Below are 26,405 nucleotides of genomic sequence, written 5' to 3' on the forward strand. Positions count from 1 at the left end.
ATTTAGTATTACCATGAAGAAAAAAGAAAATAAACTCAAGGAGATGTTAAGCCTTAAAAGTAACCTCAAAATATGCTCCGCCGTCGTTGCCAAGAGAATATTGACCATTAAGCTGCTTAACAAGGTTAACAACTATGGGAAGCCCCAGAGTTTCAAGAGAGTCTATTTCAAAATCCGGCGGATAGCCTTTTCCGTTGTCTCTGACTGTCATAGAATAGTTCCCGTCATCATTGCTGAAAACAAAACATATCTCAGGATTGCTGTCAGCACTGCTGAAGGCATATTTTATACTGTTCATCACCAGTTCATTCACAATTAATCCGCAGCACATTATCGTATCTATAGAAATGGATACAGGAACCACATCCTCTTTAATCTTAATGGGAATCTGCTTCATATTCATTCTTATATGCTCAAAAAGACTGTGAAAATATGTATCAAGACGCACCACAGACATATTCTCCGAACGGTAAAGGGACTGGTGAAGCAAAGCCATAGCCATGACCCTGCTTTCCGCCTCATTCAGTGCGTCCTCAGTTTCCTTTGAGCTGCTGGCTTCTTTCTGCAGATTCAGAAAACTGCTTATAATCTGGAGATTATTTTTGACCCGGTGGTGTATCTCTTTAAGCAGTATCTCTTTTTCTTCCAGAGATCGTTTGATGGTTTCCCTGTTTTTTATCTGTTCACTTATATCGTAATAAGAAATAACAGCGCCCTGAACCCTGCCTGCTTTTTTTATAGGTGCTGCAAGCACCTCCACATCAATCAAAGAACCGTCTTTCCGTATAAAAATCTGTTCATCCCTTCTTCTCATGCCGTCTTCAATTGTTTTGCGGACAAGACACTCAGACTCATCAAGGCAGCTTCCCGCTTTATCTTTCCTGTGGAGTACAACATGGTGAGATTTGCCTAAAAGCTCTTCTCTGGCATATCCGGTTATCTGCTCAACCACCGGGTTAACAAAGATGATGTCTCCGTCCTTGTCAACCCCGAGGATAGCCTCACCGGTGGATGAAAGAATCGCCGCTTTCTGATCATTAAGCTCCACCAGCTTATCCTTACTTTCGGCAAGCTCAAACATCATTCCGTATATCATTCTGTATCCCACAATGATAACAACCAGACCTATAAGCCATATGAAGGCATATGTCACAGTAGATAGAATAATTTTATTATATTCGATTGCAGATAAACTCTTAAGAGGTACACTCACGCTGATTCCGCCTCTTATTTCGCCAACTTTATAACCCTGAAAAGCATGACACTTAAGACAGCCTTCGCTGGTGATAAACGGACGCATAAAACGCAGGTAAGGCTCACCGTTTATATTATTAACGGATATATATTCCCTTGCACCGCCATAAATTTTTGCCAACGCCTGCTTTTCCCATTCATCGGGTTTATTGGCGGGATTCATCAGAACATCGCTTGTCAGATGAGTTTGAAGAACATCCGTATTTCTGGACATTTCATAGACCTGCCTGCTCATGTATGCAGGATTGACAAGGGTGAGCTTTTTGCCTGAATCAGTAACCACATCTCTGTCCGGAACATGGCTCAGATAAGGATTAGGCTTTGTTTCATCAGTCACAGGAACATAAACACCGCCGTGAAAGGTACTCCATCTCCTGTAAAGTTCGTCTTTAGTAAAAGCGGATTCAGCCATCATGGCAGCTATTCGTTCTGTGGTGTGTTTTGTTTCTATATACTGCAAAAACCATAGAACAGACATCAGACCTGTCCAGATAATTAACAGCAAAACAGAATAAAGCTTTATCCTTCTGACTTCCTCACTCATCCAATACCTCAAAACGGCCTTGTGTCTTAATTCTATTTTATATCTTAAAAGCATGGTTTCAAAGCGATATGAAATTTTTTTACATAAAAAAAGTGAAAATGAACAATAATTCAAAAAAAAGGCTGCCGAAAGAGGCAGCCTGTGGTTTATGCTGATTTAACTTTTATGCTGTCCACATTTCCGTCGGAAAGCTCAACAACCTTGTGAGCGTACTCCGCATAATCTCTCTGATGGGTAACCATAACCACAGTCAGCCCTTCCTTATTCAGATCGCTCAGTATTTTCATCACGGCGTCCCCGTTTGCTTTATCCAGACTGCCTGTGGGCTCATCCGCAAAAAGTATTGCGGGTTTGCCGACTATGGCACGGGCAATCGCCACCCTCTGCTGTTCACCGCCGGAAAGCTGTGAAGGAAGACGTTTCTCCTTACCTGCCAGACCCACTTTGGCAAGTGCTTCATAAGCGCTTGTTTTCTGCTCCTTTCCCGCAGGTCTTAAACCGGAAAGAAACGGAAGCATAACATTCTCAAACGCTGTCATATAGGGCATAAGGTGATGAAACTGGAATATCATTGCCGCCTCTTCCCTGCGGAAACGGTCGGTTTCACAGCGTTTCATTCCCCTGAAAGTCTGGTCCATGTATATAATATCCCCTTTGTCAGCATCAAGGAGTGAGGACATTATATTGAGCAGGGTGCTTTTCCCTGAACCGGAACGCCCCAGAAGGCAGACAAACTCACCTCTGTTCACTTCAAGAGACACCCCGTTGAGTACCTGAGTAACAACGCCGCTGCCTACGTAACTTTTATATATATTATCAACTTTAAGCATAATTAACCCCTCACAGCCTTATGATTGCGCTTGCAGGCTCAGTTCTCGCAGCCTTGAGAGCAGGAATTACAGAAGCCGCAATCGAAACAACGCAGACTATGCCGACACTGAGGAGAAGATGAGCAGGCTCAAAATGCACAGCCGCTCCGTCTGTCAGCTCCATTTTTTCAAGTATCTTCACCGCAGTGAAATAGCCAGCGGCAAATCCTGCCAGACCTGAAGATGCGCCTATCACAAGAGACTCAAAACTGAACAGGCAGAATATCTTTGCCCTTGAATAGCCCATAGAGCGGAGTATGCCGATTTCGCTTTTGCGCTCGGCAACAGACGCCATCATAAAAACAGCAAGCATAAAGCACGCGATAACAAGAATTACACCGCTTATGACAAGCACGAGGTTTTTAACAAAATTGACTGTAAACATCCTCTGTTTAACCACGCTCTGCATTGCTGTTACATCAATATCAGGAAGAGACAGCTTTATCTGCGCCACTATATCGTCAATCGGGCAGCCGGAACAAAGTGCTGAAACTTCAACAAATGTGACCTCGCCGGGCTTATTTTTAAGCTCCTGAAGCGCAGTAATGTCCATAAACACCAGCCTGTCCTCATCTGTCCCCATGGGGGCAAGAACACCTGCCACATTAAAGGTTTTACCCTCTATCTCCGTTTCCCGTCCTTTCTCCAGCCCAAGGAGCTTCGCCGCCGTATTTCCGGCTATTATGTCATACTTTCCGAACTCGCTTCCATGTTCCAGCCCGTCTACAACCATATCCGCTGTTTCCGGAAGCGATTCAGGTTCCTGACCGTGAGGCTCATGATCAGCCGTGTCTATGTACCAGTAGCTTTTGATTTTAAGCTCTTCTATCCAGTTGATACCCACAACAGCAAACTCTTTCCCGTTTACGGATGAGCTTTCCAGAAGCTTCGGGGCTATTGCGCTTATGCGGTCTTTATATCCGATGCTCATCACGCCGTCATGCACAGTATCCATATCAAGCTTATGGACATTGTAAGACATATTGCCCATGGAAAAACCGCCGTAGCTTACGTCGAGATTTTCTGAGTGAGGACGTATAAGAATATTGGCACCGTAAGCTGTAAGCTTCTGCTCAAGACTCTCCCCTACGGTGGCTGAAACATAGTATAACCCGACCACAGAGATGATCCCTGCTGAGAAAACCAGCGTCAGCATTGCCGTGCGCAGCAGTTTGCGCCGGAGATTTTTTAACGGTATAGTAAAAAGATTCATGGCTATTCCTAGAAATACATTGCGCCGGTGGCTATGTCAGTTGTTTTTATATAAACAAAATCTTTGTCAAAAGTTCTGACGAGAGGAGAAGGATTACACCCGCCTTTCACCTCATTGATCTTCCTTGAGTGGAATTTCATTCCGCAGTTGTTGCAAACCATGAAATCGCCCTGCTGGGAGTATCCTTTCTTTTCACGGTAACATACGTCACATGCGTCAAATGCCGCCCTGATTACACCATCACTGCTTTTGAGAAGAAAAAACTTAACATCCTTGCCGTTCATTTTTGTATGGTAGTAGTGTGCCTTTCCATCGTTAACATCCTTAACGGCTATCCTGACAACACCATCCTTAGCTTTGACCTCTTTGGTTTTGCTTCCGCCCCAGCTCCATGCCGCTACAGACATTACAAGCACGCCGAGTAAAACTGCTTTAAACAATATTTTCATAAATCCTCCGTTTGTATTTAAATTATGAACCGTTCAGAAAAGAAAATTCCGCGCATGCGGCACTGCCCCTGCGGAGTGGGCAGTGCCGTCTGCGGAAGACTCCTCCCCCGAGAAGTCCTGAAAGCTTTATTCATATTTACTTGATAGGAAATATAGACGACTGTTTTTCATGTGGCAACAGCATACTTGAAAAAAAACTATCTTCTCATAAGCAGCTGATATACAGCCATAATTTTATACATAAAAATTCACTTACATGCCCCAGGCAACTTTACAGCCTTTTTTTATCTCTTATCCTGTGCAGTTTTTGCACAGATCACGATTGTTTAATATATGCTTACATTGCCTTGCCCATGACTAATAAAAAGAGTATAATCGTACGAATAACACGGAGGTATCTTCTGATGAAAAAATTGATTCTACTCTTCACTGCGTTTATGCTTGTCTGCACTATGTCAGTGACCTTTGCTGCGGAGCGCTTCGTTATCCCTCTTGATGCGGAAAATGATCTCTACACCTCAGACAAAACTTTCAAAGTCGACGGCATAGAAATTGCCGCAACAATGTCTCGCCCCACGGCAGCATTTCAGCCTATTAACTTTGCATTTACTTTCAGCCAAAACGGAAACCCCGTTGAAATTGAGAATGGCAAAATCAGGTTCAATATGAAAATGGATATGGGTGAATATGCCTATGATCTCACAAAAGACGGTGTTCCGTACATCGCAACCGCCGTTCTGCCCAAGTGCATGATGGGCGGCGAGCTTTGGTTCGGTAAGCTTACCTTCTCACTCAAAGGAGCTGAACATTCCAAAGTTTTCTTCTTTAAAATTCCGAATAAAAAGGAGTAACCCTTGCAGAACCTTGATCTTTTAGGGTTTCTGTCGTTAGGATTTTTCGGAGGGTTCGGGCACTGCATCGGCATGTGCCACCCCTTCGTCCTTTACATTTCAGGCAGATTCGTAGGCGGCAACAAGGGCTACGCCAGCATGTATGTTCCCCATCTCAAATACAACCTCGGGCGGACAGTAACATACTCTGTAATGGGCGCTGCGGCAGGAGCATTGGGCAACATGGCAACTCTTGCAGGAAACATGGCGGGAATACAGAAAACATCTGCGGTATTTGCAGGGATCTTTCTTATACTCTATGGTCTTTTATCTTTCTTCGGCTATAACCTGATGAATAAATTGGAAAACCGTTTTGCAGCAGAAAAAATCATGAATCTGATAAAAAAAGTTCAGCCGAAAACAGCCTTCGGCAGCGGTATTGTTTTAGGGCTTATACCCTGCGGGCTGGTTTACGGAGCGCTTATAGCCGCTTCTGCCTCTGCTGATGTGCTGAAAGGCACTCTGTCCATGTTCCTCTTCGGTATCGGAACAATAACCGCCATGATGCTTGCCGCAGTATTCGGCAATTTCATAATGGGCAGAAGAGGGATATTCAACTTTCTCAGCCTGATTCTGCTTATCTGTATGGGCGCATGGTTTATCTGGCAAGGGGTAAGGTTTTAGCCCTTAGAGTTGATCCGCATTGAGTTAAACACAACAATCAGCGAACTGACTGCCATGAATGCGGCAGAAAAAATCGGGTGTATCTTGCCTGTTACGGCGAGCGGCACTGCAATAAAATTATATGAAAAAGCCCAGAAAAGGTTTTCTTTTATCACGGCGAAGGTTTTCTTCGCCGTTTTGTTCAGCTTAAGAATAACAGACAAATCGCTTCGCATCAGCACTGCATCAGCACTTTCTATGGCAATATCAGTCCCTTTGCCCATAGCTATGCCGGCATCGGCCTCCGTAAGAGCAGGGGCGTCATTTATCCCGTCTCCGACCATAGCAACTCTGTAGCCTTCGCTCTTGAGCTTTCTGATCATTTCTGCCTTTTCAAACGGTGTAACCTCCGCCATACACTCAATACCTTTAACACCAAGGGTATCAATGAGTTTGTCAGCGGCTTTTCTGCTGTCTCCGGTGAGGATAAGAATTTTGCATCCATTGCTAATCAGCCCTTTGAGGGTATGCGCCGCTTCATCACGCACGGAATCGGAAAGAAGAATGAATCCCAGCGGTTCATTATCTTCTGAAACAGCAGCAACAGTATGCCCTTTTGCGGAAAAATAGTCATGAAGTTCACGCATTTCTGTTGTTACATCAGCATGTTCAGCTATAAATTTAAGTTTACCCGCTCTTATTCTTTTTCCGTTGATATCAGCCTCAACTCCGTTTCCGGGAATTTCACGAAAATTATCAGCAGCGAGAAATTCCCCTTCATAGTAGTCTGTTACGGCTTTTGATATGAGGTGGGAGGAGTAACGTTCAACAGACGCCGCAAGGGTGAGGGTGCGGTTTGAGCCAAAATCATGAACATCCGCCACTTTCATCTCGCCCTTTGTTATTGTGCCTGTTTTATCAAAGCACCAGCAGTTTATGCGGCTCAGGGTTTCCATTACTTCACCGCTGCGGACAAGTGCGCCTATTGATGCAGTCTTTGTGGTTGCAATCATAACGGCAAGGGGGGTGGCAAGCCCAAGAGCACACGGGCATGCAATAACAAGCACAGATACAGCGTTCATGAGTCCTTCAAGTCCGCTTCCTGTACGGAAATACCACCACCCGAAGGTTGCTGCGGCGATTGTGATTATAGTCGGAACAAACCAGCCGACGATGCTGTCAGCAAGATTCTGGATGGGAGCTTTCTCCGCCTGCGCTTCCTCGACCGCCTTAACTATGCGGGAGAGAACTGTACCGCTGCCTGCCTGAACACATTTTATTACAAGGCTTCCATTAAGGTTTGCTGTTCCTGCAAAAACATCCGCCCCTTCGGTTTTAAACACAGGGGAGGATTCGCCGGTAAGCATCGATTCATCAATTTCGCTCTCACCATATACAACAGTTCCGTCAGCAGGCACTGATGAACCGGGGAGAACTTCGAGGAAATCGTCTGTTTTCACTGATTTCACTGGAACAAGGACAGCCTCAAGTCTGCCTTCGGCATATGCTGCTGCGTCAAAATCATGTATAACCCGCACTGTCTGCGGCTGGTAAGACAACAGGCGGGTAACTGCGCCGCTGTGGCGCAGCTTGGCTCCGGTTTCTATAAATCTGCCCAGAAGGATCAGGGTTATTATCATGCAGGTAGTATCAAAATAAACTTCCCTATCGGAGAAGACTGCACTTATGCTGTAAAGATATGAACTGAAAGAGCCGAGAAACACCAGCACATCCATGTTCAGCACACGGTTGCGGACAGACTTAAAGCTGTTTATTATAAAGGGATAACCCGAATAGAACATAACAGGCGTGGCAAGCACCCACGAGAGAATTTTAAAGAAACGCTTCATCCCCTCGTCCATGCCCTGAAAATATCCGGCATACATGGCAAAGGTATAAAGCATTACGTTCATTGCAAAGAATGAGCCAATGGAAAAACGGTAGAAGTATTCCTTCCGTTCCTCTTCCAGTACGCTGTTTCTGCCGCCTTTATTAACAGGCATGGGCGGATAACCCAGCGAACGGAATTTTTCAAGTACGGAACCGAGTGTCATAGCACCCTTTTTCCAGCGCACCCTTGCTTTATGAGTGGCGTAGTTTACCCGCACATAACTGACATTTTCATCCTTTCGGAAAAAGTTTTCCACCAGCCAGATGCAGGATGAACAGCGAACACCTGAAAGCACCACATCAATGGAGCATTCTCCGTCCGCTTCTGTCAAATCTTCCTCAAAAAGCTCATCGGAAACACGGGCGGAGTCCACCCCGCCCTCTTTCCAGTCGCTGCGGCGGATATAGAAGGAATCAAGCCCTGATTCATGAATCAGTCCGTAAACACTCATACACCCGTGACAGCAGAAGTATAAGGTCTCTCCGTCCTGCTCAATTTTAATGGCAGAGTTTTCCTTAACATCCAAAAGGCAGTGGGCACACTTTTTACTTGTCGTCTTCGTCGTCATCAAGCATCCGGTATTTAGGTCCTTCAATATCGTCAAACTGTCCTTTTCTGCCTGCATAAAGAAAAAGCCCCAAAGCTATAGCTCCGAGGATGAGGCTGACCGGAATCAGCAGGTAAAGAGCTTCCATTTATCCGGCGTATTTAAGTGCAAACAGAAGAGGTATACCTATCATAGTAATAAGACTGATGATCATCAGAATCGTTCCTTTTCTCATAAAAACCTCCTGAAATGAAAACTAGTAAATATAAAAATTTTTCTTAAGTCTTATCTCTTTACCATCCACGGCAAAGCTAACCTTAAGAATATGGTAACCTTTTTCAAGCTGAGGCATTGAGGCTGTGTATCCGTCACCGTCTTCAGCGGCTTTGATTTCAAACGGAACCCCGCCCACCGGTCTTTCCACTTCGGTTTTGATTTCCGCAGGCTTAAATGTTCCGCCGAGGCTGAAATCAAGTCTGACACTCTGGTCGTACTGCTCTATTTTTTTCACCGTGAGTTTCAGTCCTTTTTCCATCACAGTGTCTTTCATCTCGTCATAAACAAGCCCTTTTTCATAAGAGTCAGCTTCAACTCTTCCGTCAAAAAGCTTTTTCCCGACTATGGCTGAAGGAGCAACGGTTATGAACCCCAGCAGAAATATGATAATTGTTATCCTCATTTTTTCCTCCCGATAGGTTTGCGGAAACCCGCCTCCGCAAAAACAGATGCAGGGTGTTCTCCTTGAGTTTCTGCTTTCAGACTGAATGTTCTGACAGGATATTTCCCGAAAGCTTCCTCCGGCAGAACAATATAAATCTCCTTGCGCACAGACTCACCGGAGGCGAGTTCAAAGGTGCGTTCCGGCTGGATATCCCAGCCTTCCGCCTCTTCAACACTGAGACTCACAGTAACATCACTGCCTGTGCGGTTGGTCAGCCTTACTTCAAATCCGTTTATTATACGCCCATCCTGTTCTCTGGGCATTGATTTTGAAGCAGGGTACACCTCAAAAGCGAATGGATCGCTAAACAGAAGCCGCAGTGTAAACAGAACAGTAAATATCAAAAATAGCCCTGCGGTTATCAGGACATTTGCCCTGAAAAACTTCGGTTTGTCCTCAAGCCCGTAGACATAGCCGATGAGAGAGGTCTTCCCTTTTTTAGCCATGACTTTGCCGCATGCCTGAGCGCATTCGGCACAGTTTATACACCCCTGCGAAAACCCTTTGCGTATGTCTATTCCCGTTGGGCATGTTTTAACACAAGCCAGACAGTTGATGCACTCATCCCTTCTGTCCGGATACATGGTAATAGCCATTGTATGAGCATCAAACATTATTCCCTGAAGCTTTGCATAAGGACAGACCGTAGTGCAGAAGCCGTGGCGGAAAAATGCAAAGTTGATATACGTTATAACCGAAAGCACAATCCAGAAGCCGGCAGCAGTTCTGCTGAGTTCAAGATGAGCCAGATCTTTTATAAACTCATATGGCGAAATGAAATACCATATCATACAGGCTGAAATCAGCACGCTGAAAACAGCGGTGAAAGTATGTCCTTCCATCCGTGAAAGAATGGTTTGTTTTTTTCTGTCCATTTTCCTGGTGAAGTCCACTATTAATGTCTGGGGACAGAGCCACCCGCACCATACCCGCCCGAAAACCTGCGTTACGGATATGAACAGAAATGTAAGGGCGAATATAAACAGAAGAATCAGGAAAAAATCCTCTATCCATATTGCTTTCCCGAAAAAGAAAAATCTGAGGCTTGCAATATCAAACCGCAGTAAGCTTTCCCCATTGAGGCGCATAAACGGTACACCGAAAAAAAGCAGCACAGCGCCCCATCGCACCGCTTTTCTGTAAGACTGTAAGTTAGAGGTCATTTTTTCTCTTCTTTGTTTTCCTGTTCGTCGTCATCTTCAAGCATTCTGTACTTTGCCTTTTCCACCTTGTCTTTGCGTTTGGATGAAAAAAAGTAAATAATCAGCCCTGCAAATACTGCGGAAAGAAGGATTCCGTACAAAAGAAATGACAGTACATCAATTTCCATAAAACTATCCGTCCTTTATAATAATACAGCCCTCCGCTCCGTGGTGTAGTAAACGGAGCGGAGGAACTTTTCCCCTGTTAGGTTACTTTTCTATACTTTCCTGATAAGCTTTTTCCTGTGTCCATCCGCTGATTGCGGGGGTATATGCTACAAAGTAGTAAGCACCCCAGAGAATCAGCCCGATGAAAAGCACAACCCAGCCCACCGGAAGCTTATGTTCCGTATCTTTGCGGTTAAAGCTTTCAATGTTGTCGAATTCTTCGTTCATGGTATTTCTCCTTAGTTATCGAGGGATTCGATGTACTCAACCAGAGCCCAGATCCTTTCTCTGCTGAAAGATGAGGCAAAGCCGGGCATTACACCTTCATAGCCGTTGGCTATTACAATGTATGTGTCTCTGGAAGCGGGTTCAGCTTCTGCGTAATCCACAAGTGAAGCGCCGATGTTTCCTTCAGCATTGACACCGTGGCAGCCTGCGCATTCTGCGGAGTAGAGAGCTTTGCCCTCTTCAAGCGCAGCGGCGTTTCCGGCAAGGGGGTTTTCATCTTCAACGGAATCTTCCTCGATAACCATTGCCCCTTCCTTCTCTACAGCCGTACCTATAATCTGGAGATAAGCAACCATAGCGTCAAGCTCTGTTGATTCGGCAGCCTCCTCAACATCCTCATCCGTATAAGGAAAGCCGAGGGCATCCATTCTTGCCTTCATTTCATTTACGTTAAGTGCTTTCTCCTTAAGCCAGGGATACTTAGGCATGTTTGACTTAGGGAAGAACGCCTGCGGATTTTCCATATGCTGAATATGCCACTCGTCAGGATATTTACCGCCTATTCTGGCAAGATCCGGACCTGTACGCTTTGAGCCCCAGAGGAAGGGACGGTCATAGGCAAATTCACCCGCTTTGGAGTAATCGCCGTAGCGGAGAACATCCGCCTTAAGGGGTCTGACTGTCTGAGTGTGACAGTTCACACAGCCCTCTTTCTGATAAATATCACGCCCAGCAAGCTCAAGCATTGTATAGGGCTGAAGATTTTCGAGTTTCGGGTGCATACCCTTGGTAAACATAGGAGCTATAGTGGTAACTACAGTACCGATGAGGATAGTTACAGCAACCATCAGTGCAAAGGGTATGGCTCTGGAGTATATATCTTTTTTATGACTCATCACCGCACCTCCCTACGCTGCCTTCACATCAGCAAGGGCAGCCTTAGCCTGTCCCTTTCTGATAGTCATGAATACGTTATACACAAAGAACAGCATGCCCACGACAAAAATTACGCCGGCTACGGTTCTCATCTGCCAGTAAGGGTAGTTGCCCACAAGGGTTTCCATGAATGTGTATTTCAGACTGCCGTCGGCATTAGTCATTTTCCACATTGCACCCTGCTGAATACCTGTTACCCACATTGTGATGGAGAACATAAGCTGTCCCACAAGCACAAGCCAGAAGTGGATGTTAGCCACTTTTTCGCTGAAGATTTCAGTTTTATAGATGTGAGGAATAATCACATAAACTGACGCACAGATTATCATTGTAACCCAACCCATTGTACCCATATGCACGTGTCCGGGAACCCAGTCAGTGTAGTGGATAAGTGAGCTTATTACTCTGATCCCCTGTGAGGGGCCCTGAATGGTCTGAAGACCGTAGAAGGTGATCCCCAGTACAAAAAACTTAGTGAGATAGTTTGTTCTCATCTTGCCCCAGTCAGCATCCACAGTGAAATAACCGTTGATAACCGAACCCCATGACGGAGCTATGAGGAAGATAGTGAACACTATGCCAAGAGTCTGAATCCAGTCGGGCAGCGGAGTGTAAACAAGGTGGTGAGCCCCTGTCCAGAGATAGGCGAATATAAGCGACCAGAAAGAAATAATTGAAAGTCTGTGGCTGTAAAGGGGGAGTCCTGTCGCTTTAGGAAGAAAATAATAGAACATCGCTAATATGGGTGTGGTGAAAAGGAAACCCACTGCATTGTGTCCGTACCACCACTCCACGTTTGCACTGTTTGTACCTGCGAAAAGGTGGTAAGACTTGGTAAGAGTTGCGGGTATATGCAGGTTGTTCACTATGTACAGAATAGCAACTGCTATAAGCGTTGCGATAATGTACCAGAGAGAAACATACATATGTTCTTCTTTTCTTTTAAAAATATTGGCTAAAATAACGATGGTGAATATCACCCAGAGAATAACGATGGCAATGTCTATGGGCCATTCAAACTCTGCATACTCAAGGGACTGGTTCATGCCTATGAAAAGCGTGAAAGTCGCCAGAACCATGCCTACGTTAAACAGCCAGAGGTGAAATCTGGCGAGTTTGCCCAGCACAAGGTTCCTTTTCGTGAGCCTGATTGTGAGATAGTAAAAAATACCGAACTCCGCACCTATTCCCAGCCCGTAAGCCAGTACGTTAGTGTGGATAGTTCTCAGCCTTCCGAAGGAGAAGTACTCACCGAAGTTGAAATTCGCGTCCCACATCTGCACAGAGATGAGCAGACCGATAACAAGCCCGATGACTCCCCAGAAGATCGCAGAGAGTATAAACCCCTGCACCGTTCTGTAGTCATATGAGTATTCGTTCATCTAGAACCTCCTGCCGCCGTTATGACCCGGCAGCGACATGTATATGAATTAAAAAATGAAATCCCTAACTTTCGAGGCTTTAAGCTGCCCTGTCATAGCCGACTGGATATCCGCTAGTCTGTGAGTTACGTTACAGAAAGGCTGTCTGGAGCATGCGGAAGGATGGGAAAGACAAACATTAAGATCAAGTGTGGCTCCCATACATTTAAGTATATCATAAAGGCTTGCATCCATAGCGGACGGAGAGGCTTCTATACCGCCGTGTTTGCCTGTGCGTGTTGTGATAAACCCGCACTTCTTAAGTCTGTTGATAACTTTTGCAGTTGTAGGTTTAGGAACACCCACTGCAGCGCTTATTTCTTCCACTTTTTTCATCCCGCCGCTTTCGGCTAAATAAACAACAATCCGTATGGCATAATCGCCTTCTCTTGCTATGAATGAGTCCAATTGTTTACCTCATAGGTCAACAATATCCCCGTTTTTTTATCATGTCAACAGATTTAAAAAGACAAAAATAATCCTATATGCATGATAGGAAATGGGAATAAAGCTCTATCCCTTGACTCTCTTGTTCATCGCCTGCCTTGATATTCCGAGAAGAGCGGCTGCTTTGCTCTGGTTTCCGCCGCTGATTTTCAGCGCCTCACTGATAAGGATATTTTCCATATCTTTGAGAGAAGGAAACCTGCCGGAATAGGTAAACTGAGTCCCCGCAGGTACAGCGGAGCTTACAGCACCTCTGCTTCTGCCTGTGGATTCAAGATAAGCAATCACATCACCCGCTGTAAGCATGTTCGGGCTCCGTGCCGCAAGGTCATAGGCGATAGCCCTTAATTCTCTGATGTTTCCGGGAAATGTGTATGAAGAGAGAATACCTGCTGCTGCTTTTTCAAAGTTTTTTTCAGGAGTGCCGAGTTCCACCCCCGCCATCTTATAAAAATGGGAAAAAAGCAGGGGAATATCTCCTTTTCTGTCCCGCAGAGGAGGAATACAGAGTTTATGTATTGCAATACGGTAATAAAGATCCTTACGGAACCTGCCCTCTGTCACCTTTTTATCAAGGTCTGCATTAGTCGCCAGAACTATGCGGACATCGGCTTTTTCTTCCGTGTCACTGCCCATTGCCCTGAAAGTGCCTTCCTGCAAAAAACGCAGAAGTTTAAGCTGAGAGTTTTCAGAGATATCTCCCACCTCATCCAGAAACAGAGTTCCGCCGGACGCTTCCAGAAGAAGACCCCGCCGGGCTTTGTCCGCTCCGGTGAAGGCACCTTTTTTATGACCGAAAAGGGTATCGGAAAAGACTGTATCATCCACATCCGCAACATTCACAGGGACAAACGCCCCTTTCCGCCTGCTTGCCTTATGGACGGCTTCTGCCATAAGCTCCTTTCCTGTTCCTGTTTCCCCGCATATCAAAACGGGCTGCATTCCGCCTGCCACAGCCTCAATGTATTTAAATATTGCAAACATGGAGCTTTCTTTTGTGACAATAGAAGAAAAATCGGAGGAGCATTTTAGGTGCGATGCCTCAGTTGCTTCGGTAAAGCTTTCCACCTGACGTTTAAGTTCTTCTTTTTCAAGGATATTTTTGATGGTAGTAATGAAACGGAGGCTGTCCACAGGTTTGAGGATGTAGTCATCTGCGCCTTTTTTCAGGCAGTTTACAGCGGTCTGGGAATCATCCGCCGCCGTGATAATAATCACCGGAGTTTCAGGATACTTTGCCATTACGAAGTCGAGAATATCGTTTCCGTCAATCTCCGGCATATAAAGATCCAGAACAATAAGAGCAAACGCTCTCTGCTCAAGGATATCAAGTGCCTTTTGCCCGCCGGACGCAGTGGTGATGTTTTTATAGCCTGCACTCTTCAGGGCAAAACTGTAGGAGAAAAGGATATCCTCCTCATCATCCACAAGAAGTATAGGAATATCGTATTTCAGCATAGTATTCCTTCTGGTTATCCCTGTGCGGGGAAAGTCACCGTAACGGTCGTACCCTTCTCCGGTTCGGAGGCAAAATCCAGCTCGCCCTTATGCTCTTTAACATAAGTATACACTATAGAAAGCCCCAGCCCGGTTCCTCCGTCCTTAAGCTTGGTGGTGAAAAAAGGTTCGGTTATTCTTCTAATTATATCACCCGGAATGCCTACCCCTGTGTCTGAAACGCAGATTTTCAGATTTCCGTTTTCATCTGAAGTGCAGAGAAGTCTGACAGAGCCGTTTTTATCAGGGAGAGCCTCAAGTGCATTAAGAATCAGATTGATGAGTACCTGCTCCATTTTCTGCCTGTTTCCTTTGACATTTGGAACAGGCTTTATGATGTCCGTGGAAAAATCAGAAGTATATTTCAGAATATGCTGATTAAGTATTTTCACTGCAGAGGTGACAACATCTTCAACATTAATAATGTCTTCCATGTTTTCCGTGTCCCCTTTGGAAAAACTTTTAAGCTCATGGACAATTTTTTTAATCCTCTCCGAGCCGCCGGCGATTCCTTCCAGAAGCTTCGGAATATCCTCACGCAGGACAGAATAAGGCAGATTTTCCACCTCAAAATCACCTTCTGTTTCGTAAACTCTGTCAAGCACTTCGCTGAACCCTTTCCAGAGATCCAGCATCATTTTACTGTTAAACATTATGAAATTGTTGGGGTTATTAATCTCATGGGCTATGCCTGACACCAGTGTGCCAAGCGCTGTCATTTTATTGGTCTGAATGAGCTTTTCCTGAAGCTGACGCTCTCTTTTCTCAAGCTTTTTAGCCTCAGTAATATCTTTGAAAGAAAGATAAAGGTAATCTGTTCCGCCGATACTGAGCCGCTGGGAGTTGGCAAGAAACGTGAAAGTCTCGCCTGTTAGGCGGGTCATGGTACATACAGCCTCGTCCTGACCGGAGTCACCGAGAATACAGCCGCTTACCGCCAGAACACGTATAAGCTCCGAGGGGACCTTACCGAGCATTTTATCTTTTCTGAACCCGAACATCCTTTCTGCAGCGGGGTTCAGGTCAGATACAGTATGTTCGGGCATTTTAAGCAGCACGAGTGCATCACGGTTCTTTTCAAAAATTTCATCAAAATTTCTCGCTGTTGTATCCAGCTCATCCTTCATTCTTTCCAGTTCACTCAGATCCGAAAAGATAAAAAGATATCTGGTCTGTTCGCCGCCCAGACTAAAAGTGGAAATATTCATCAGAACTGTTTTGCGTCTGTTGCCGGAAAGGGAAATATCAAACCTTTTCGCCTGACTGTCTCTGCCCTCAAGAACGTCCTCAACGAAACCTTTCAGGGAAGGCTGCAGGGATGCTATGACATCTCCAACATTTTCACCGTAAATATCGCCCCTTTCTATGCCGAATATCTCCATAAAGATATGGTTAAAGTATTTGATTTTAAAAGCTTCATCAGCAACCACAATACCTTCTGCGGAGTTTTCCAGAACAGTTTCAAAAAGCCCGTTCTGCTCCACAAGGTTGCGCTCCACGGCGGCTCTTCTGATAGCCATTGACACAACAGAATAAAGGGACTGGGTTTCAGCCGGTTTAACTATATATCCGTAGGGTGCGGCTTCACTTGCCCTGTCCATTGTGCTGATATCTGAATAGCTGGTGAGAAAAACTATGGGAATGCGGTAGGCGGTATTGATGATACCTGCGAGGTCTATGCCGTCCAGATCAGATTTGAGGTTTATGTCCATAAGAACAAGTACGGGAATTTCCTTTTCGATCTCCTTCATCGCATCTTCAGGTCTGACAGCGTACACAACGTCAGAATAGCCGAAACTCAACAGTTTCGACCTTATATCCATAGCAATCAAGGCTTCATCTTCAACAATTAGTATTTTTCCCATAACAATTCCTTTTGACTACAACAATCTTAACAAACAAAGTGTTAAAATTTCAAAACAAAAACAGTTCCGCTGTTATTTTCAATACGCAAATCTCCCCCCAACTGGGAAGAAAGCGATGTAATTATCTGTGAACCGAGGGTATCGGAAGTTCTGAAACCTTCTGTGTCGGCTATTCCTGCTCCGTTATCCGCAATGCTTACCTCTTTTTTTCCATCATCCGTAAAACTTACGCAGATATTAATGCGTGCATCCACTGAATCTCTGTCGAAGGCATGCTTGTAGCAGTTTGTGATTATTTCCGTTATCAGCAGGCTTATGGCTATTGATTCGTCAAGATTAAGCCGCATCTCACAGCAGTTTACATCAACATAAACCGGACAGACAGAAGTGTACGTCATAGATATCTCACCCACAAGGCGTGTAAGATATGCCTTGAAGTCCAGCCCCTGCGCACTGTCGCCCCTGTAAAGCATTTCATGGATTATCGCCATGGATTTAATCCGCTGTATGCTGTTTTTAAAGTAAGCAACTGCCTTTTCATCATTCAGATACTCACTCTGAATACTGAGAAGACTGCTGACAATCTGAAGATTATTTTTTACTCTGTGATGTATCTCTCTTATAAGAAAGTTTTTTTCCTCTATCCCGGCTATCAGTCCGTTTTTGATTCTCCTTTCTTCTGTTATATCTCTGAAAACCAGAACACCACCGCTCTCATAGGAGTCGTATTCGAGTTTGTTTATACTGTATGCAACAGGAATAACATCTCCGCTGCTGTTTCTGAAAAACACTTCGCCTTTGTGTATGCCTCTGTTTTTATTCACCGCTTCAAGGATCGGAGATTCCGGGCTTCCGTCCTCGGCGCAAAGTATGCTGTCTATGTTGTCCGGCTGGGATAAAGGGCTGTACTTCAGGATGCGGGCAGCGGAATTGTTCATGAATTTAATATTCATAACTCCGTCAAATACGATTACTCCTTCATCCATTGCGTTCAGAAGTGCCTTGTGTATATTCTCAAGGCTGAAAAGCCTGTTTGTAAGGTACTTTTCATTACTTTTATCAACAACTATTGCATAGATATATTCCTTGTTCCTGAAACGCACCTTAGCACAAAGCAGAAGAAAATCCTTAACAGTGTCCTTCTCATTTTTAAGACTGCACTGCATTTTACCCTGTCCTTCTGTTTCAATCTTCCTGAGAAAATCCGCAGAAAAAGGGTTTTCCTTGAAAATAGAATCGGAAAGGGCACGGTTTTTCATCTTTTCTACACCTGTGCCGAAGAAAATCTCTGCGGCACGGTTGGCATCCTCTATCATGAGAGTGTTGATATTAATAAACAGCATGGGAACGCCGGAAAGGCGGAACATTCCCTCATACCATTCCATCCTGTTCAGGCTCTCTCTGAATTTCATATATTTATCTGAAGCATCGAATACAAAACCGGTCAGCGAGAATAAATCACCATCGGACGAATACTCCGCCATGCTGTAAAACTCAAGCCATCTGAGCCTGCCTTCGGAGTCAGTGAAAGGAAGAGATTCCATCTCTTCTGAGTTCTCTGTTCCCTTCCGGTTTTTCTCATAGTCTGCGATGCGGTATATTATTTCAGCGTTTTTTTCTTCATCTCCGGTAAAACCAAGAAGGCTTGAGGCACTCCGGCTAAGTACTTCAACAGACGGTTCGGGGCGAAAGCTGAAACTATAATATGCCGAACTGCCCGTACTGCTCATTTTATCCAGAATAATAGAAAGATGCCTCTCCAGCTTTTTCATTTTTTCAAAATGCATTATTATTATTCCGGCAGACACGGTGAAGGTTAAAAAAACTGCAAGCTGAAAACCCGCTGAAAAATACTGGATATTAACTGCACCTTCTCTTGTGCCTTCAATTAATACGGGATAGTTCATTTTATGAATTCCCCAGAGGATAAGTGACACGCCTGTCACCTTCTTTCCAAAGCCGTAAAATGATTTTGAAACAAGAATAATAAAGCCTGTGTAGATAAATGCTGCAGCAGAGAAAACAAAGACTACTGCATCTATTACAAAATACCCGGCTCCGTAAAAAACAGCCGCAGCAAGCAGGATTTCAGCCGCAAGAGCCCCCTGAAGGACAAAGCGGGGCTTCTTTTTATCAATAAGCATATGAGCGCCCATGACAAGCAGCACAGCCCCCATCAGTACAAAGCTGAGTTTCAGAAAAAACAGGAAATCGTTTTCCCCGTTTCTGAAAATAATCATCTCAACAGAGTACCTTATTATGTTGAAAAGCCAGCTGTATCCCCAAATTTTGAGATAATCGTTCCTTTCATTTATGTATAAATACATAAACATAAACATAACCGCCATTGAGGCGGTCAGTATGCCGATTATTTCATTAAGAAAATCTGCCTGCATTTTAAAATCAACTCCTGCATCAGTTCCTGCAATACGCCACAACAAACTGAGATATATTTCCCAACGGAAGAATTTTTTGCGCTGCGCCGAGTTCTATTGCCACCTTCGGCATACCGAAAACCACGCTTGTGGACTCATCCTGCGCTATGGTGTACGCACCGGCTTCTTTAAGTTCCAGAAGACCTTTTGCCCCGTCATCGCCCATACCAGTCATTATTACCGCAACTGCGTTGGAACCCACATATCTGGCTCCTGAGCGGAAAAGAACATCAACCGACGGTCTGTGCCTGCTGACTAGAGGACCTTCCTTTATTTCAGTGTAGTATCTGGCACCGCTTCGTTTGATCAGAGTATGTTTATTTCCCGGTGCTATCAATGCTCTGCCGGGAAGCACGGTATCACCGTTTTCCGCCTCTTTGACACTTATTTTAGACAGTGAATCCAGCCTTTGGGCGAACGAGGCTGTAAAGTTCTCCGGCATGTGCTGAACTATAACTATTCCAGGCGAATCCGGCGGCATGGCAGTCAGAAACACTGTAAGCGCTTCTGTTCCCCCTGTGGATGCCCCAACGAGAATAACCTTTTCTGTGGTTTCCATCATAGCCTTGCTGGTGCTTTTCGGCATGATCACATCCGCCGTCAGCTTAGGCTGAACAGTGTGGGAAACGGCGGATATTTTTTTGACAGACGCTTTTGCCGCAGCCTTTACCGCATCACAGATAAGAATCTTGGATTCCTCAAGGAACGCCTTTGTGCCCGACCTCGGCTTCTGGATAACGTCCACAGCACCGTATTCTATGGCTTTCATAAGTGTCTGTGAGTTATCGACAGTAAGGCTCGAACACATCACCACAGGGATAGGGTGCTGAGACATAAGCTTTTTAAGAAATGTGATGCCGTCCATTCGTGGCATTTCAACATCCAGAGTGATAACATCCGGAATAAAATGCTTCATTCTCTCCGCTGCGTAGAACGGATCCTGACAGGATGCCACCTCGCTTATTTCCGGATCGGATGAAAGGATTTCTGTGAGGGTTTGCCTCACCACTGCGGAATCATCAACAACAAGAACTTTCAGACCCATAATATCAACCTGCGTCCATCGTATTCCTCAGGCTTTTCATAAAGACACGTCCTTCCGAGGAGTAGAAATACAGTTTTCTTCCCATATCTCCGCCCACATCCTGTGCAGTGACTCTATAGCCCAAAGCTGACAAAGCGGCAAAAGCCGCCTGTATATTTTTTGTGCCTACAGTTTCTCTCTTTAGCTTAACTGATTCTGTGCGGAACATGTCTGCTCCGCCGAAGACTTTGACCTCTATTTCGGAAGGAACAGCCCCCCATGCATTGAAGCGGCTGTGCATATATGTTATTGAACTGTCAACGAATTTATTGATATGGGAAGGGTTATTTCCTACCACTGAAAAATTGGCGAGCGGGAGCATGGCGTGGCACATCCCGCCGATTTTAGCAGCTGACCAGAACATTATCACTGAAACGCATGATCCGAGAACCGTACTAACCACAGCAGGTTCTTTTTCAAGATACATTTCACATGGTTTCAAATAAATGCTTTTGATCAACTGCCTTATTCCTGAATCATACTTTTCTGTAAACTGTCGGTGCGACTGTCTCCACATCAAGGTCCATCCCATGTATGGTTTCCGAATGTCCTAAAAAAAGAAACCTACCCCGTTTAAGATGGCTCACAAGCCTTTTCAGAATCCTCTCCTGCGTGTCTCTGTCAAAGTATATTATAACATTACGGCAGAATATTATGTCATAATCCTTATCATGAGAAAACTTTTCATCCATAAGATTAAGGCGGGAGAACCTGACTGACTTTCTTATAAACGGCTTCAGACGCACCTTGCAGTCATTTTTATCTTTTGATCTTAAAAAGAATTTTTTTTTCAGTTCAAAGGGAAGCTGGGCTATTTTTTCTTCATTATAAATAGCTGTGCATGCTTTTTGCAGCACATCGGTGGATATATCCGTGGCAAGAATTTCATAATTCCAGCCTCGTATATTTTCAAAAAAACCGTGAAGCTCCATTGCAAGAGTATACGGTTCCTCACCGCTAGAGCAGCCTGCGCTCCAGACTTTGACCTTGGCATTGTCATTATCTTTCAGAAGATAAGGCAGAACTCTGTCCCTCATATATTCAAAGTGACCGGGCTCACGGTAGAAATCGGTTTTGTTTGTTGTTATAACATCTATGAGACTGACTATTTCCTCCTCACCCTCACCTGAGTTAAACACAAAATCCAGATATTCCTCATAGGTGGTAAAGCCGTGTTTCCTCAGCCTCTTTCTTAATCTTCCCTCTACCATCTGTTTCTTTGTCGGGGGGAGCTTGATTCCGCAGTGATTTTCTATGAATGATTTAATGCGCTCAAACTCCATGGATGAAAGATTCTGACGAAAAACATCAAAATTAGAAGACATACACCACCTTTCCAACCCCCGTCCTGCGGTGTAACTCCGCAGAACGGGATATTTTATTTTCAGTAACTTACAAACTCTTCATCCAGCTTGTCATTGTCATCGTGCATATTAAGACTTATGCCCTTTGAAGAGTCTGTCTTCTTTGTTGTTTTAGCAGAAAGTGCAGGTGTTTTAGCAGGTTTGAAGCCTCCACCTGTATTACTGCGGGTTCTGACAACAGCTGAGGAACTGCCGCTCATTCTGAAAAATGCCACTGCATGCTGAAGCGACTCTGCCTGACTTGCAAGTTCTTCTGCTGTAGATGCCATTTCCTCGGATGCTCCGGCGTTTCTCTGTATAACCTGATCAAGCTGCTGAATAGCACTGTTGATCTGTTCTGCTCCGGTTCTCTGTTCTGTGCTGGATGCGGTTATCTCCTGCACAAGCTCCGCTGTTTTCTGAATATCCGGCAGTATCTGTTCGAGAAGCGAACCTGCTCTTTCCGCAACTTCAACGCTGCTTACAGAAAGCGTACTTATCTCGCCTGCGGCTTCCTGTGAACGTTCGGCAAGCTTGCGTACCTCACTGGCTACCACAGCAAAACCCTTTCCGTGTTCTCCTGCTCTTGCTGCTTCGATAGCAGCATTGAGGGCAAGGAGATTCGTCTGGCGGGCGATTTCCTCTATAATAGAAATCTTGCCTGCTATGTCTTTCATAGCTTTCACAGTCTGAGCAACCGCAGAGCCGCCTTCCTTAGCATCATCAGCCGCTTTTCTGGCAATTTTCTCTGTCTGGAGGGCATTATCAGCGTTCTGGTTTATGTTTGAGGTCATCTCTTCCATTGAGCTTGACGCCTCTTCTGCCGCCGCCGCCTGCTCAGTTGCACCCTGTGACATTTCCTGCGCAGCGCTGCTAAGCTGTTCACTTCCGGCTGAAACATTCTCGGATGAGCTTTTCACGTCGGAAACTATATCTCTCAGTTTTGTTATCATGTCTCTCAAAGCAGAAGCGAGTTCGCCTATTTCGTCCTTGCTGGTGAGATCTATATGAGCATCAAGATTACCGTCTGCGACCTGTTTTGCGAATTCAACTCCCATAAAAAGAGGCTTTGTTATCATCTTTGTCATAACAACCGCAAGGATTACTCCTATTATAATTGCTATGATTATTCCGGTAACCATTGTAACAGATGAGGCGTTCAGCACTGATACAGCCTGCTGTGCTATCTCAGTGGTCTGCGTCATCCCCGCTACAGCTATGCCTTCGGCTTTTGACAAGAGAATACCTGCCGTTACATTTCTCTGATCACCAATCTTGTCAGAATCAGCCCATGTCAGGGCGAGTGTTTCCATGGAGCGCTTATACCCGTCCAGAGCGAGCTTTATATTTGCAAGCTGGTTCAGGTTAACCTGCCTGCGGGTTACAGACTCTATCTCATTGAGGGTCGCCTCTATAGATGCAAATTTCGGGAAGACATCGGTCAGCTCCGTAAGATCCCTTGTTGCCTGCGCCTTCCAGGCTTCGATCCGGATATGGTTGCCATCAATAATGACATTACTCATGGCAGTAATCTTCCGGCTGCGTTCAGCAAGCTTATCAGCACCGATTCCGCTGCGTATTTCAGTAAGCAGGGCTTCTTCCTGACTGTGAAGATAATCTTCGGCATTTTTCATGAACGATGCCGCATAGCTGTTCATATTATTCTTTGCATCATCAAGTTTTTTGTTGTTTTCAGCAGTCTGTTTCGCCAACCCCTCGTACTCATTTGCAGCCGCAAGCACATCTCCTGCTGCTGCGTTAAGTGCTTTAAGATTTTGAGATTTTTCTCCCAAAACCTGAATATCGGCTATATACTTTTTCAGGTTTTCAAAGCTTTTCAAAGCCTTGTTATAGTCTTCCAGACTTCCTGTGTACTGAAAGGTACGCATGCTGAGCATGATTGAGGAGTTCGTTCTTTCGATTTCACCGGCGAGTTTGACTTCCGGAACGTACTCTTCCGAGAGTTTAAGTGACTCCGTTTTGACCCTTGACATGTTCAGCATAGCAACAGCGCCAAGTACTGCTATAATGAGGATTAGCAGTCCGAACGCCATGCCGAGTTTTGTTCCAAGTTTCATATTTTTAAGCATTTTAATCCCTCGCTCTGTAATAGCCATAAATTAAGCTGCTCACACGCAGAGATCAGATGTAACGGTCTGCAGGGGAGGGAGGCATGCTCCCTCCCCTTTTACCGTTCACAACGGCGTCAGATATAAATGACGGCTCATCCGTCGTCAGAAAAATACGGAAAAATTCCGGTTTATGAAGCGTTCTCCTGAAAGCCGGAGTACATACTCAGCTCATCAGCAGAAAAAACTTTATTAATATTAAGAATGATTACAAACCCTTCGCCTTTTTTTGCCATCCCCTGAATAAATTCAGTGTTAAGCTGTGTGCCTATTCTTGGTGCAGGTTCGATGAACTCTTTTTCAAAATCCACCACCTCCTGCACAGAATCCGCCAATGCGCCGAGTATTGCGCTTTCGCCGTCAAGAAACACTTCAACTATGATTATGCAGGTGTTCACCGTACGCTCCGTTGCGGACATTCCGAACTTGAGCTTAAGGTCAATCACGGGGACAACATTTCCCCGCAGGTTTATTACACCTCTCATAAAATCAGGCGTCTGCGGCACTTTGGTCACATTGGTGTAGTCAAGCACTTCCCGGACGGACATGATGTTCACCCCGAACACCTCTTCTCCCATCTTAAAGGTCAGTACTTGGCAGTTCCCGGTGTCGTTTATGTTTTCCGACATAACTACCTCCGATTTGTCAGTAACTTATAAATTCTTCGTCCAATTTGTCGTGGTCATTCCCTGAAAGGTTCAGTTCCACTCCTTCTTTCTGCTGTTTAGGTTTAGCCGGTTTAGGAGCCGGTGTTGTTTTTGAGTTTATGTGTGCAGTCTTTATAGCCTTTTTGTTCTTAGCTGATGAAATACCGGAATTGTCCTTCATCTTGAAAAACTGCATTGTCTGCTCAAGTGAATCCGCCTGTCCGGCAAGCTCTTCCGCAGTGGAAGCCATTTCCTCGGATGCTCCGGCGTTCTGCTGAATAACCTGATCAAGCTGCTGTATTGCGCTGTTGATCTGCTCCGCTCCGGTTCTTTGTTCACTGCTTGAGGCGGTTATTTCCTGCACAAGTTCTGCTGTTTTCTGTATATCCGGCAGAATCTGCTGAAGCAGGCTGCCCGCTTTTTCTGCAATTTCAACACTTGTGGTGGAGAGGTCGCTTATCTCCTTAGCTGCTTCCTGAGAACGTTCAGCAAGCTTGCGAACCTCGCTTGCAACAACTGCAAAGCCTTTTCCGTGTTCTCCTGCTCTTGCTGCCTCTATCGCAGCATTCAGTGCAAGAAGGTTTGTCTGGCGGGCTATCTCTTCAATTATCGAGATTTTGCCGGCTATATCCTTCATAGCCTTAACTGTCTGATCCACTGCGTGTCCGCCTTCTTTGGCATCGTCAGCCGCTTTTCTGGCAATCTTCTCCGTCTGGAGGGCGTTATCCGCATTCTGGTTTATGTTAGAGGTCATCTCTTCCATTGAGCTTGATGCCTCTTCTGCCGCCGCTGCCTGCTCTGTGGCACCCTGTGACATTTCCTGAGCGGCGCTGCTTAACTGACCGCTGCCGGATGAAACATTAAGAGAAGCCGCCTTAACCTCAAGCACTATGATGCGGAGCTTATTGATCATATCCTTCATGGCTGCAGCCAGCATACCGACCTCATCTTTCTGTTCGAGGTCCATATCGGCGTCCAGATTACCGTTTGCCACTTCACGGGCGAAAGCTACTCCCATGTTTATGGGTATTGTTATTCCTCTTGCTATCACCACACCTGCTGCTATGCCGAAAATGAGTGCAGCAGCGGACATAACAAGTATCATCACAAGTGCGCTTCTGAAATCCGCAAGCATCATATTGCTGCTTTCAGCGTTAGCGCTGTTAGTAAACTCCTGAGTTTCTCTGGCGTTTGTTACCAGTTCCTGCTCAAGCCTCACCTGCTCTGCAGTGCGTTCTATGTAAAGAGAAATATTGTCATCATAATTATTGATAGCCTCTATGAGAGACTGTGCGCTGTCTATGTTTACCTTGTTAACAAAACTTGCCTTGAGAACTTCTGCGGTTTCTCTGGCACTTCTCACTAACTTTCTCAGTTCTTCGGTGTATTTCTGATCTCCGCTGCTCTTAAACTGCCAAACCATTGTTCTTGCTTTTGCGAGGTTCAGCATGATGTTGTAGGAGCGTGCGATCTTAGTTACTTTATCCTCAAGGGCGTGAGCATCCTTTGTTGATGATGCCACAAGGGTCTGAAACTGTTCCAGCTGCTCTTTCACGGTATTTTCAGCTTCTTTGAAAACATTTGTTAAGGCAACGCCCATTCTGTTTTCATCTTCGGTTTTTTCATTTTCGACCAGTACATACTTATCGAAAACTGCACCGTATTCCCCTGCATTGTCGACAATACTGTTAATTGCTTCCGTGATCTTCGGATCATTCATCCTTTTGGATGATTCTTCTGCGCGGGTTTTTAATCCCTGAATCGCATTACTCATTTCGTCTATAGACGCCTGATCCTTTCTGAGCATGTAGTTTTTTTCCTGCTGGCGTGCATTGAGCATAAACTCGCCCACAGTCCACATATCTTCGGAATACTCAACGCTTCCGAGAACTTTGTTCATTCCGGTGTACCCCGCAAGCCCCACCATAAGGGTAAGCAGAAGGACAATACCGAAGCCTATCAGCAGCTTCATGCCGATCTTCAGATTCTTCAACATATCAACCTCCAAGGTTTTCAGATAAA

At 45.1% G+C, this 26,405-nt stretch carries 24 protein-coding genes; 2 read left to right on the top strand and 22 right to left on the bottom strand.

The features are described 5' to 3' along the window. Positions 1-46: 46 nt before the first annotated feature. From ACYRYY_RS05920 to ACYRYY_RS05935, 4 genes are all read right to left on the bottom strand, one after another. The gene (locus ACYRYY_RS05920) at positions 47-1,798 is read right to left on the bottom strand and encodes a histidine kinase dimerization/phosphoacceptor domain -containing protein (RefSeq protein ID WP_460214677.1); all 1,752 of its coding nucleotides are present in this window, start codon (positions 1,796-1,798) and stop codon (positions 47-49) included. Between the two features lie 146 nt (positions 1,799-1,944). Next, positions 1,945-2,628: an ABC transporter ATP-binding protein gene (locus ACYRYY_RS05925; RefSeq protein ID WP_460214678.1), complete on the bottom strand. Its 684-nt coding sequence runs from the start codon at positions 2,626-2,628 to the stop codon at positions 1,945-1,947. Positions 2,629-2,638: 10 nt separating this feature from the next. Next, entirely contained in the window at positions 2,639-3,880 is a 1,242-nt protein-coding gene (locus ACYRYY_RS05930) for an ABC transporter permease (protein ID WP_460214679.1), read from the bottom strand. 8 nt (positions 3,881-3,888) lie between these two features. Continuing rightward, positions 3,889-4,329, bottom strand: coding sequence for a Fe-S-containing protein (locus ACYRYY_RS05935; protein ID WP_460214680.1), 441 nt, complete (start codon positions 4,327-4,329; stop codon positions 3,889-3,891). 404 nt (positions 4,330-4,733) lie between these two features. Between ACYRYY_RS05935 and ACYRYY_RS05940 the strand changes: the two genes are divergently transcribed. Both ACYRYY_RS05940 and ACYRYY_RS05945 read left to right on the top strand, forming a co-directional pair. After that, positions 4,734-5,180 carry a hypothetical protein gene (locus ACYRYY_RS05940; RefSeq protein WP_460214682.1) on the top strand — a complete coding sequence of 149 codons (447 nt, stop codon included), beginning with the start codon at positions 4,734-4,736 and terminating at the stop codon, positions 5,178-5,180. A 3-nt stretch (positions 5,181-5,183) separates the two neighbouring features. Then, positions 5,184-5,843 carry a sulfite exporter TauE/SafE family protein gene (locus ACYRYY_RS05945; RefSeq protein ID WP_460214683.1) on the top strand — a complete coding sequence of 220 codons (660 nt, stop codon included), beginning with the start codon at positions 5,184-5,186 and terminating at the stop codon, positions 5,841-5,843. Here the strand turns inward: ACYRYY_RS05945 and ACYRYY_RS05950 are convergent. The 18 genes from ACYRYY_RS05950 to ACYRYY_RS06035 form a co-directional block, all read right to left on the bottom strand. Beyond that, positions 5,840-8,281 carry a heavy metal translocating P-type ATPase gene (locus ACYRYY_RS05950; protein WP_460214684.1) on the bottom strand — a complete coding sequence of 814 codons (2,442 nt, stop codon included), beginning with the start codon at positions 8,279-8,281 and terminating at the stop codon, positions 5,840-5,842. The two genes, ACYRYY_RS05945 and ACYRYY_RS05950, sit on opposite strands and share 4 nt — an antisense overlap. After that, positions 8,259-8,408 carry a cbb3-type cytochrome oxidase assembly protein CcoS gene (gene ccoS, locus ACYRYY_RS05955; RefSeq protein ID WP_460214685.1) on the bottom strand — a complete coding sequence of 50 codons (150 nt, stop codon included), beginning with the start codon at positions 8,406-8,408 and terminating at the stop codon, positions 8,259-8,261. The genes ACYRYY_RS05950 and ccoS overlap by 23 nt, the downstream gene beginning before the upstream one ends. Before the next feature lie 108 nt (positions 8,409-8,516). Then, on the bottom strand, positions 8,517-8,939 hold the full coding sequence (locus ACYRYY_RS05960) for a FixH family protein (protein ID WP_460214686.1): 423 nt from the start codon (positions 8,937-8,939) through the stop codon (positions 8,517-8,519). Further along, positions 8,936-10,144 carry a 4Fe-4S dicluster domain-containing protein gene (locus ACYRYY_RS05965; protein WP_460214687.1) on the bottom strand — a complete coding sequence of 403 codons (1,209 nt, stop codon included), beginning with the start codon at positions 10,142-10,144 and terminating at the stop codon, positions 8,936-8,938. The genes ACYRYY_RS05960 and ACYRYY_RS05965 overlap by 4 nt, the downstream gene beginning before the upstream one ends. Then, positions 10,141-10,311 (bottom strand): CcoQ/FixQ family Cbb3-type cytochrome c oxidase assembly chaperone, encoded by a 171-nt coding sequence (locus tag ACYRYY_RS05970; protein ID WP_460214688.1) that lies wholly within the window; start codon positions 10,309-10,311, stop codon positions 10,141-10,143. The genes ACYRYY_RS05965 and ACYRYY_RS05970 overlap by 4 nt, the downstream gene beginning before the upstream one ends. Before the next feature lie 82 nt (positions 10,312-10,393). After that, entirely contained in the window at positions 10,394-10,579 is a 186-nt protein-coding gene (locus ACYRYY_RS05975; protein ID WP_460214689.1) for a cbb3-type cytochrome c oxidase N-terminal domain-containing protein, read from the bottom strand. 11 nt (positions 10,580-10,590) lie between these two features. After that, complete coding sequence (locus ACYRYY_RS05980; RefSeq protein WP_460214690.1) at positions 10,591-11,475, bottom strand: cbb3-type cytochrome c oxidase subunit II; 885 nt, start codon at positions 11,473-11,475, stop codon at positions 10,591-10,593. A 12-nt stretch (positions 11,476-11,487) separates the two neighbouring features. Further along, positions 11,488-12,897, bottom strand: a complete 1,410-nt coding sequence (locus ACYRYY_RS05985) for a cbb3-type cytochrome c oxidase subunit I (RefSeq protein WP_460214691.1) — start codon at positions 12,895-12,897, stop codon at positions 11,488-11,490. A 48-nt stretch (positions 12,898-12,945) separates the two neighbouring features. Continuing rightward, positions 12,946-13,344 carry an RrF2 family transcriptional regulator gene (locus ACYRYY_RS05990; RefSeq protein WP_460214692.1) on the bottom strand — a complete coding sequence of 133 codons (399 nt, stop codon included), beginning with the start codon at positions 13,342-13,344 and terminating at the stop codon, positions 12,946-12,948. Between the two features lie 105 nt (positions 13,345-13,449). After that, entirely contained in the window at positions 13,450-14,841 is a 1,392-nt protein-coding gene (locus tag ACYRYY_RS05995; protein WP_460214693.1) for a sigma-54-dependent transcriptional regulator, read from the bottom strand. Between the two features lie 14 nt (positions 14,842-14,855). Continuing rightward, complete coding sequence (locus ACYRYY_RS06000) at positions 14,856-16,745, bottom strand: ATP-binding protein (RefSeq protein WP_460214695.1); 1,890 nt, start codon at positions 16,743-16,745, stop codon at positions 14,856-14,858. Between the two features lie 41 nt (positions 16,746-16,786). Beyond that, entirely contained in the window at positions 16,787-19,141 is a 2,355-nt protein-coding gene (locus ACYRYY_RS06005) for a histidine kinase dimerization/phosphoacceptor domain -containing protein (RefSeq protein WP_460214696.1), read from the bottom strand. 19 nt (positions 19,142-19,160) lie between these two features. Beyond that, positions 19,161-20,228, bottom strand: coding sequence for a protein-glutamate methylesterase/protein-glutamine glutaminase (locus ACYRYY_RS06010; RefSeq protein WP_460216461.1), 1,068 nt, complete (start codon positions 20,226-20,228; stop codon positions 19,161-19,163). A gap of 1 nt (position 20,229) precedes the next feature. After that, positions 20,230-20,724 (bottom strand): chemotaxis protein CheD, encoded by a 495-nt coding sequence (locus ACYRYY_RS06015; protein WP_460214697.1) that lies wholly within the window; start codon positions 20,722-20,724, stop codon positions 20,230-20,232. 16 nt (positions 20,725-20,740) lie between these two features. Further along, positions 20,741-21,589, bottom strand: coding sequence for a CheR family methyltransferase (locus ACYRYY_RS06020; protein ID WP_460214698.1), 849 nt, complete (start codon positions 21,587-21,589; stop codon positions 20,741-20,743). Positions 21,590-21,648: 59 nt separating this feature from the next. Beyond that, positions 21,649-23,724, bottom strand: coding sequence for a HAMP domain-containing methyl-accepting chemotaxis protein (locus ACYRYY_RS06025; RefSeq protein WP_460214699.1), 2,076 nt, complete (start codon positions 23,722-23,724; stop codon positions 21,649-21,651). Positions 23,725-23,867: 143 nt separating this feature from the next. Beyond that, the gene (locus ACYRYY_RS06030) at positions 23,868-24,365 is read right to left on the bottom strand and encodes a chemotaxis protein CheW (RefSeq protein WP_460214700.1); all 498 of its coding nucleotides are present in this window, start codon (positions 24,363-24,365) and stop codon (positions 23,868-23,870) included. A gap of 16 nt (positions 24,366-24,381) precedes the next feature. Beyond that, complete coding sequence (locus ACYRYY_RS06035) at positions 24,382-26,379, bottom strand: HAMP domain-containing methyl-accepting chemotaxis protein (RefSeq protein ID WP_460214701.1); 1,998 nt, start codon at positions 26,377-26,379, stop codon at positions 24,382-24,384. Positions 26,380-26,405: the final 26 nt, after the last annotated feature.

Source organism: Geovibrio sp. ADMFC3 (genome assembly GCF_054687035.1).

Bases quoted from the DNA above. Each gene is read 5' to 3' on its own strand.
- ACYRYY_RS05920 (WP_460214677.1), bottom strand. From the start codon at position 1,798: ATGAGTGAGGAAGTCAGAAGGATAAAGCTTTATTCTGTTTTGCTGTTA.
- ACYRYY_RS05925 (WP_460214678.1), bottom strand. From the start codon at position 2,628: ATGCTTAAAGTTGATAATATATATAAAAGTTACGTAGGCAGCGGCGTT.
- ACYRYY_RS05930 (WP_460214679.1), bottom strand. From the start codon at position 3,880: ATGAATCTTTTTACTATACCGTTAAAAAATCTCCGGCGCAAACTGCTG.
- ACYRYY_RS05935 (WP_460214680.1), bottom strand. From the start codon at position 4,329: ATGAAAATATTGTTTAAAGCAGTTTTACTCGGCGTGCTTGTAATGTCT.
- ACYRYY_RS05940 (WP_460214682.1), top strand. From the start codon at position 4,734: ATGAAAAAATTGATTCTACTCTTCACTGCGTTTATGCTTGTCTGCACT.
- ACYRYY_RS05950 (WP_460214684.1), bottom strand. From the start codon at position 8,281: ATGACGACGAAGACGACAAGTAAAAAGTGTGCCCACTGCCTTTTGGAT.
- ccoS (WP_460214685.1), bottom strand. From the start codon at position 8,408: ATGGAAGCTCTTTACCTGCTGATTCCGGTCAGCCTCATCCTCGGAGCT.
- ACYRYY_RS05960 (WP_460214686.1), bottom strand. From the start codon at position 8,939: ATGAGGATAACAATTATCATATTTCTGCTGGGGTTCATAACCGTTGCT.
- ACYRYY_RS05965 (WP_460214687.1), bottom strand. From the start codon at position 10,144: ATGACCTCTAACTTACAGTCTTACAGAAAAGCGGTGCGATGGGGCGCT.
- ACYRYY_RS05970 (WP_460214688.1), bottom strand. From the start codon at position 10,311: ATGGAAATTGATGTACTGTCATTTCTTTTGTACGGAATCCTTCTTTCC.
- ACYRYY_RS05975 (WP_460214689.1), bottom strand. From the start codon at position 10,579: ATGAACGAAGAATTCGACAACATTGAAAGCTTTAACCGCAAAGATACG.
- ACYRYY_RS05980 (WP_460214690.1), bottom strand. From the start codon at position 11,475: ATGAGTCATAAAAAAGATATATACTCCAGAGCCATACCCTTTGCACTG.
- ACYRYY_RS05985 (WP_460214691.1), bottom strand. From the start codon at position 12,897: ATGAACGAATACTCATATGACTACAGAACGGTGCAGGGGTTTATACTC.
- ACYRYY_RS05995 (WP_460214693.1), bottom strand. From the start codon at position 14,841: ATGCTGAAATACGATATTCCTATACTTCTTGTGGATGATGAGGAGGAT.
- ACYRYY_RS06000 (WP_460214695.1), bottom strand. From the start codon at position 16,745: ATGGGAAAAATACTAATTGTTGAAGATGAAGCCTTGATTGCTATGGAT.
- ACYRYY_RS06005 (WP_460214696.1), bottom strand. From the start codon at position 19,141: ATGCAGGCAGATTTTCTTAATGAAATAATCGGCATACTGACCGCCTCA.
- ACYRYY_RS06020 (WP_460214698.1), bottom strand. From the start codon at position 21,589: ATGTCTTCTAATTTTGATGTTTTTCGTCAGAATCTTTCATCCATGGAG.
- ACYRYY_RS06025 (WP_460214699.1), bottom strand. From the start codon at position 23,724: ATGGCTATTACAGAGCGAGGGATTAAAATGCTTAAAAATATGAAACTT.
- ACYRYY_RS06030 (WP_460214700.1), bottom strand. From the start codon at position 24,365: ATGTCGGAAAACATAAACGACACCGGGAACTGCCAAGTACTGACCTTT.
- ACYRYY_RS06035 (WP_460214701.1), bottom strand. From the start codon at position 26,379: ATGTTGAAGAATCTGAAGATCGGCATGAAGCTGCTGATAGGCTTCGGT.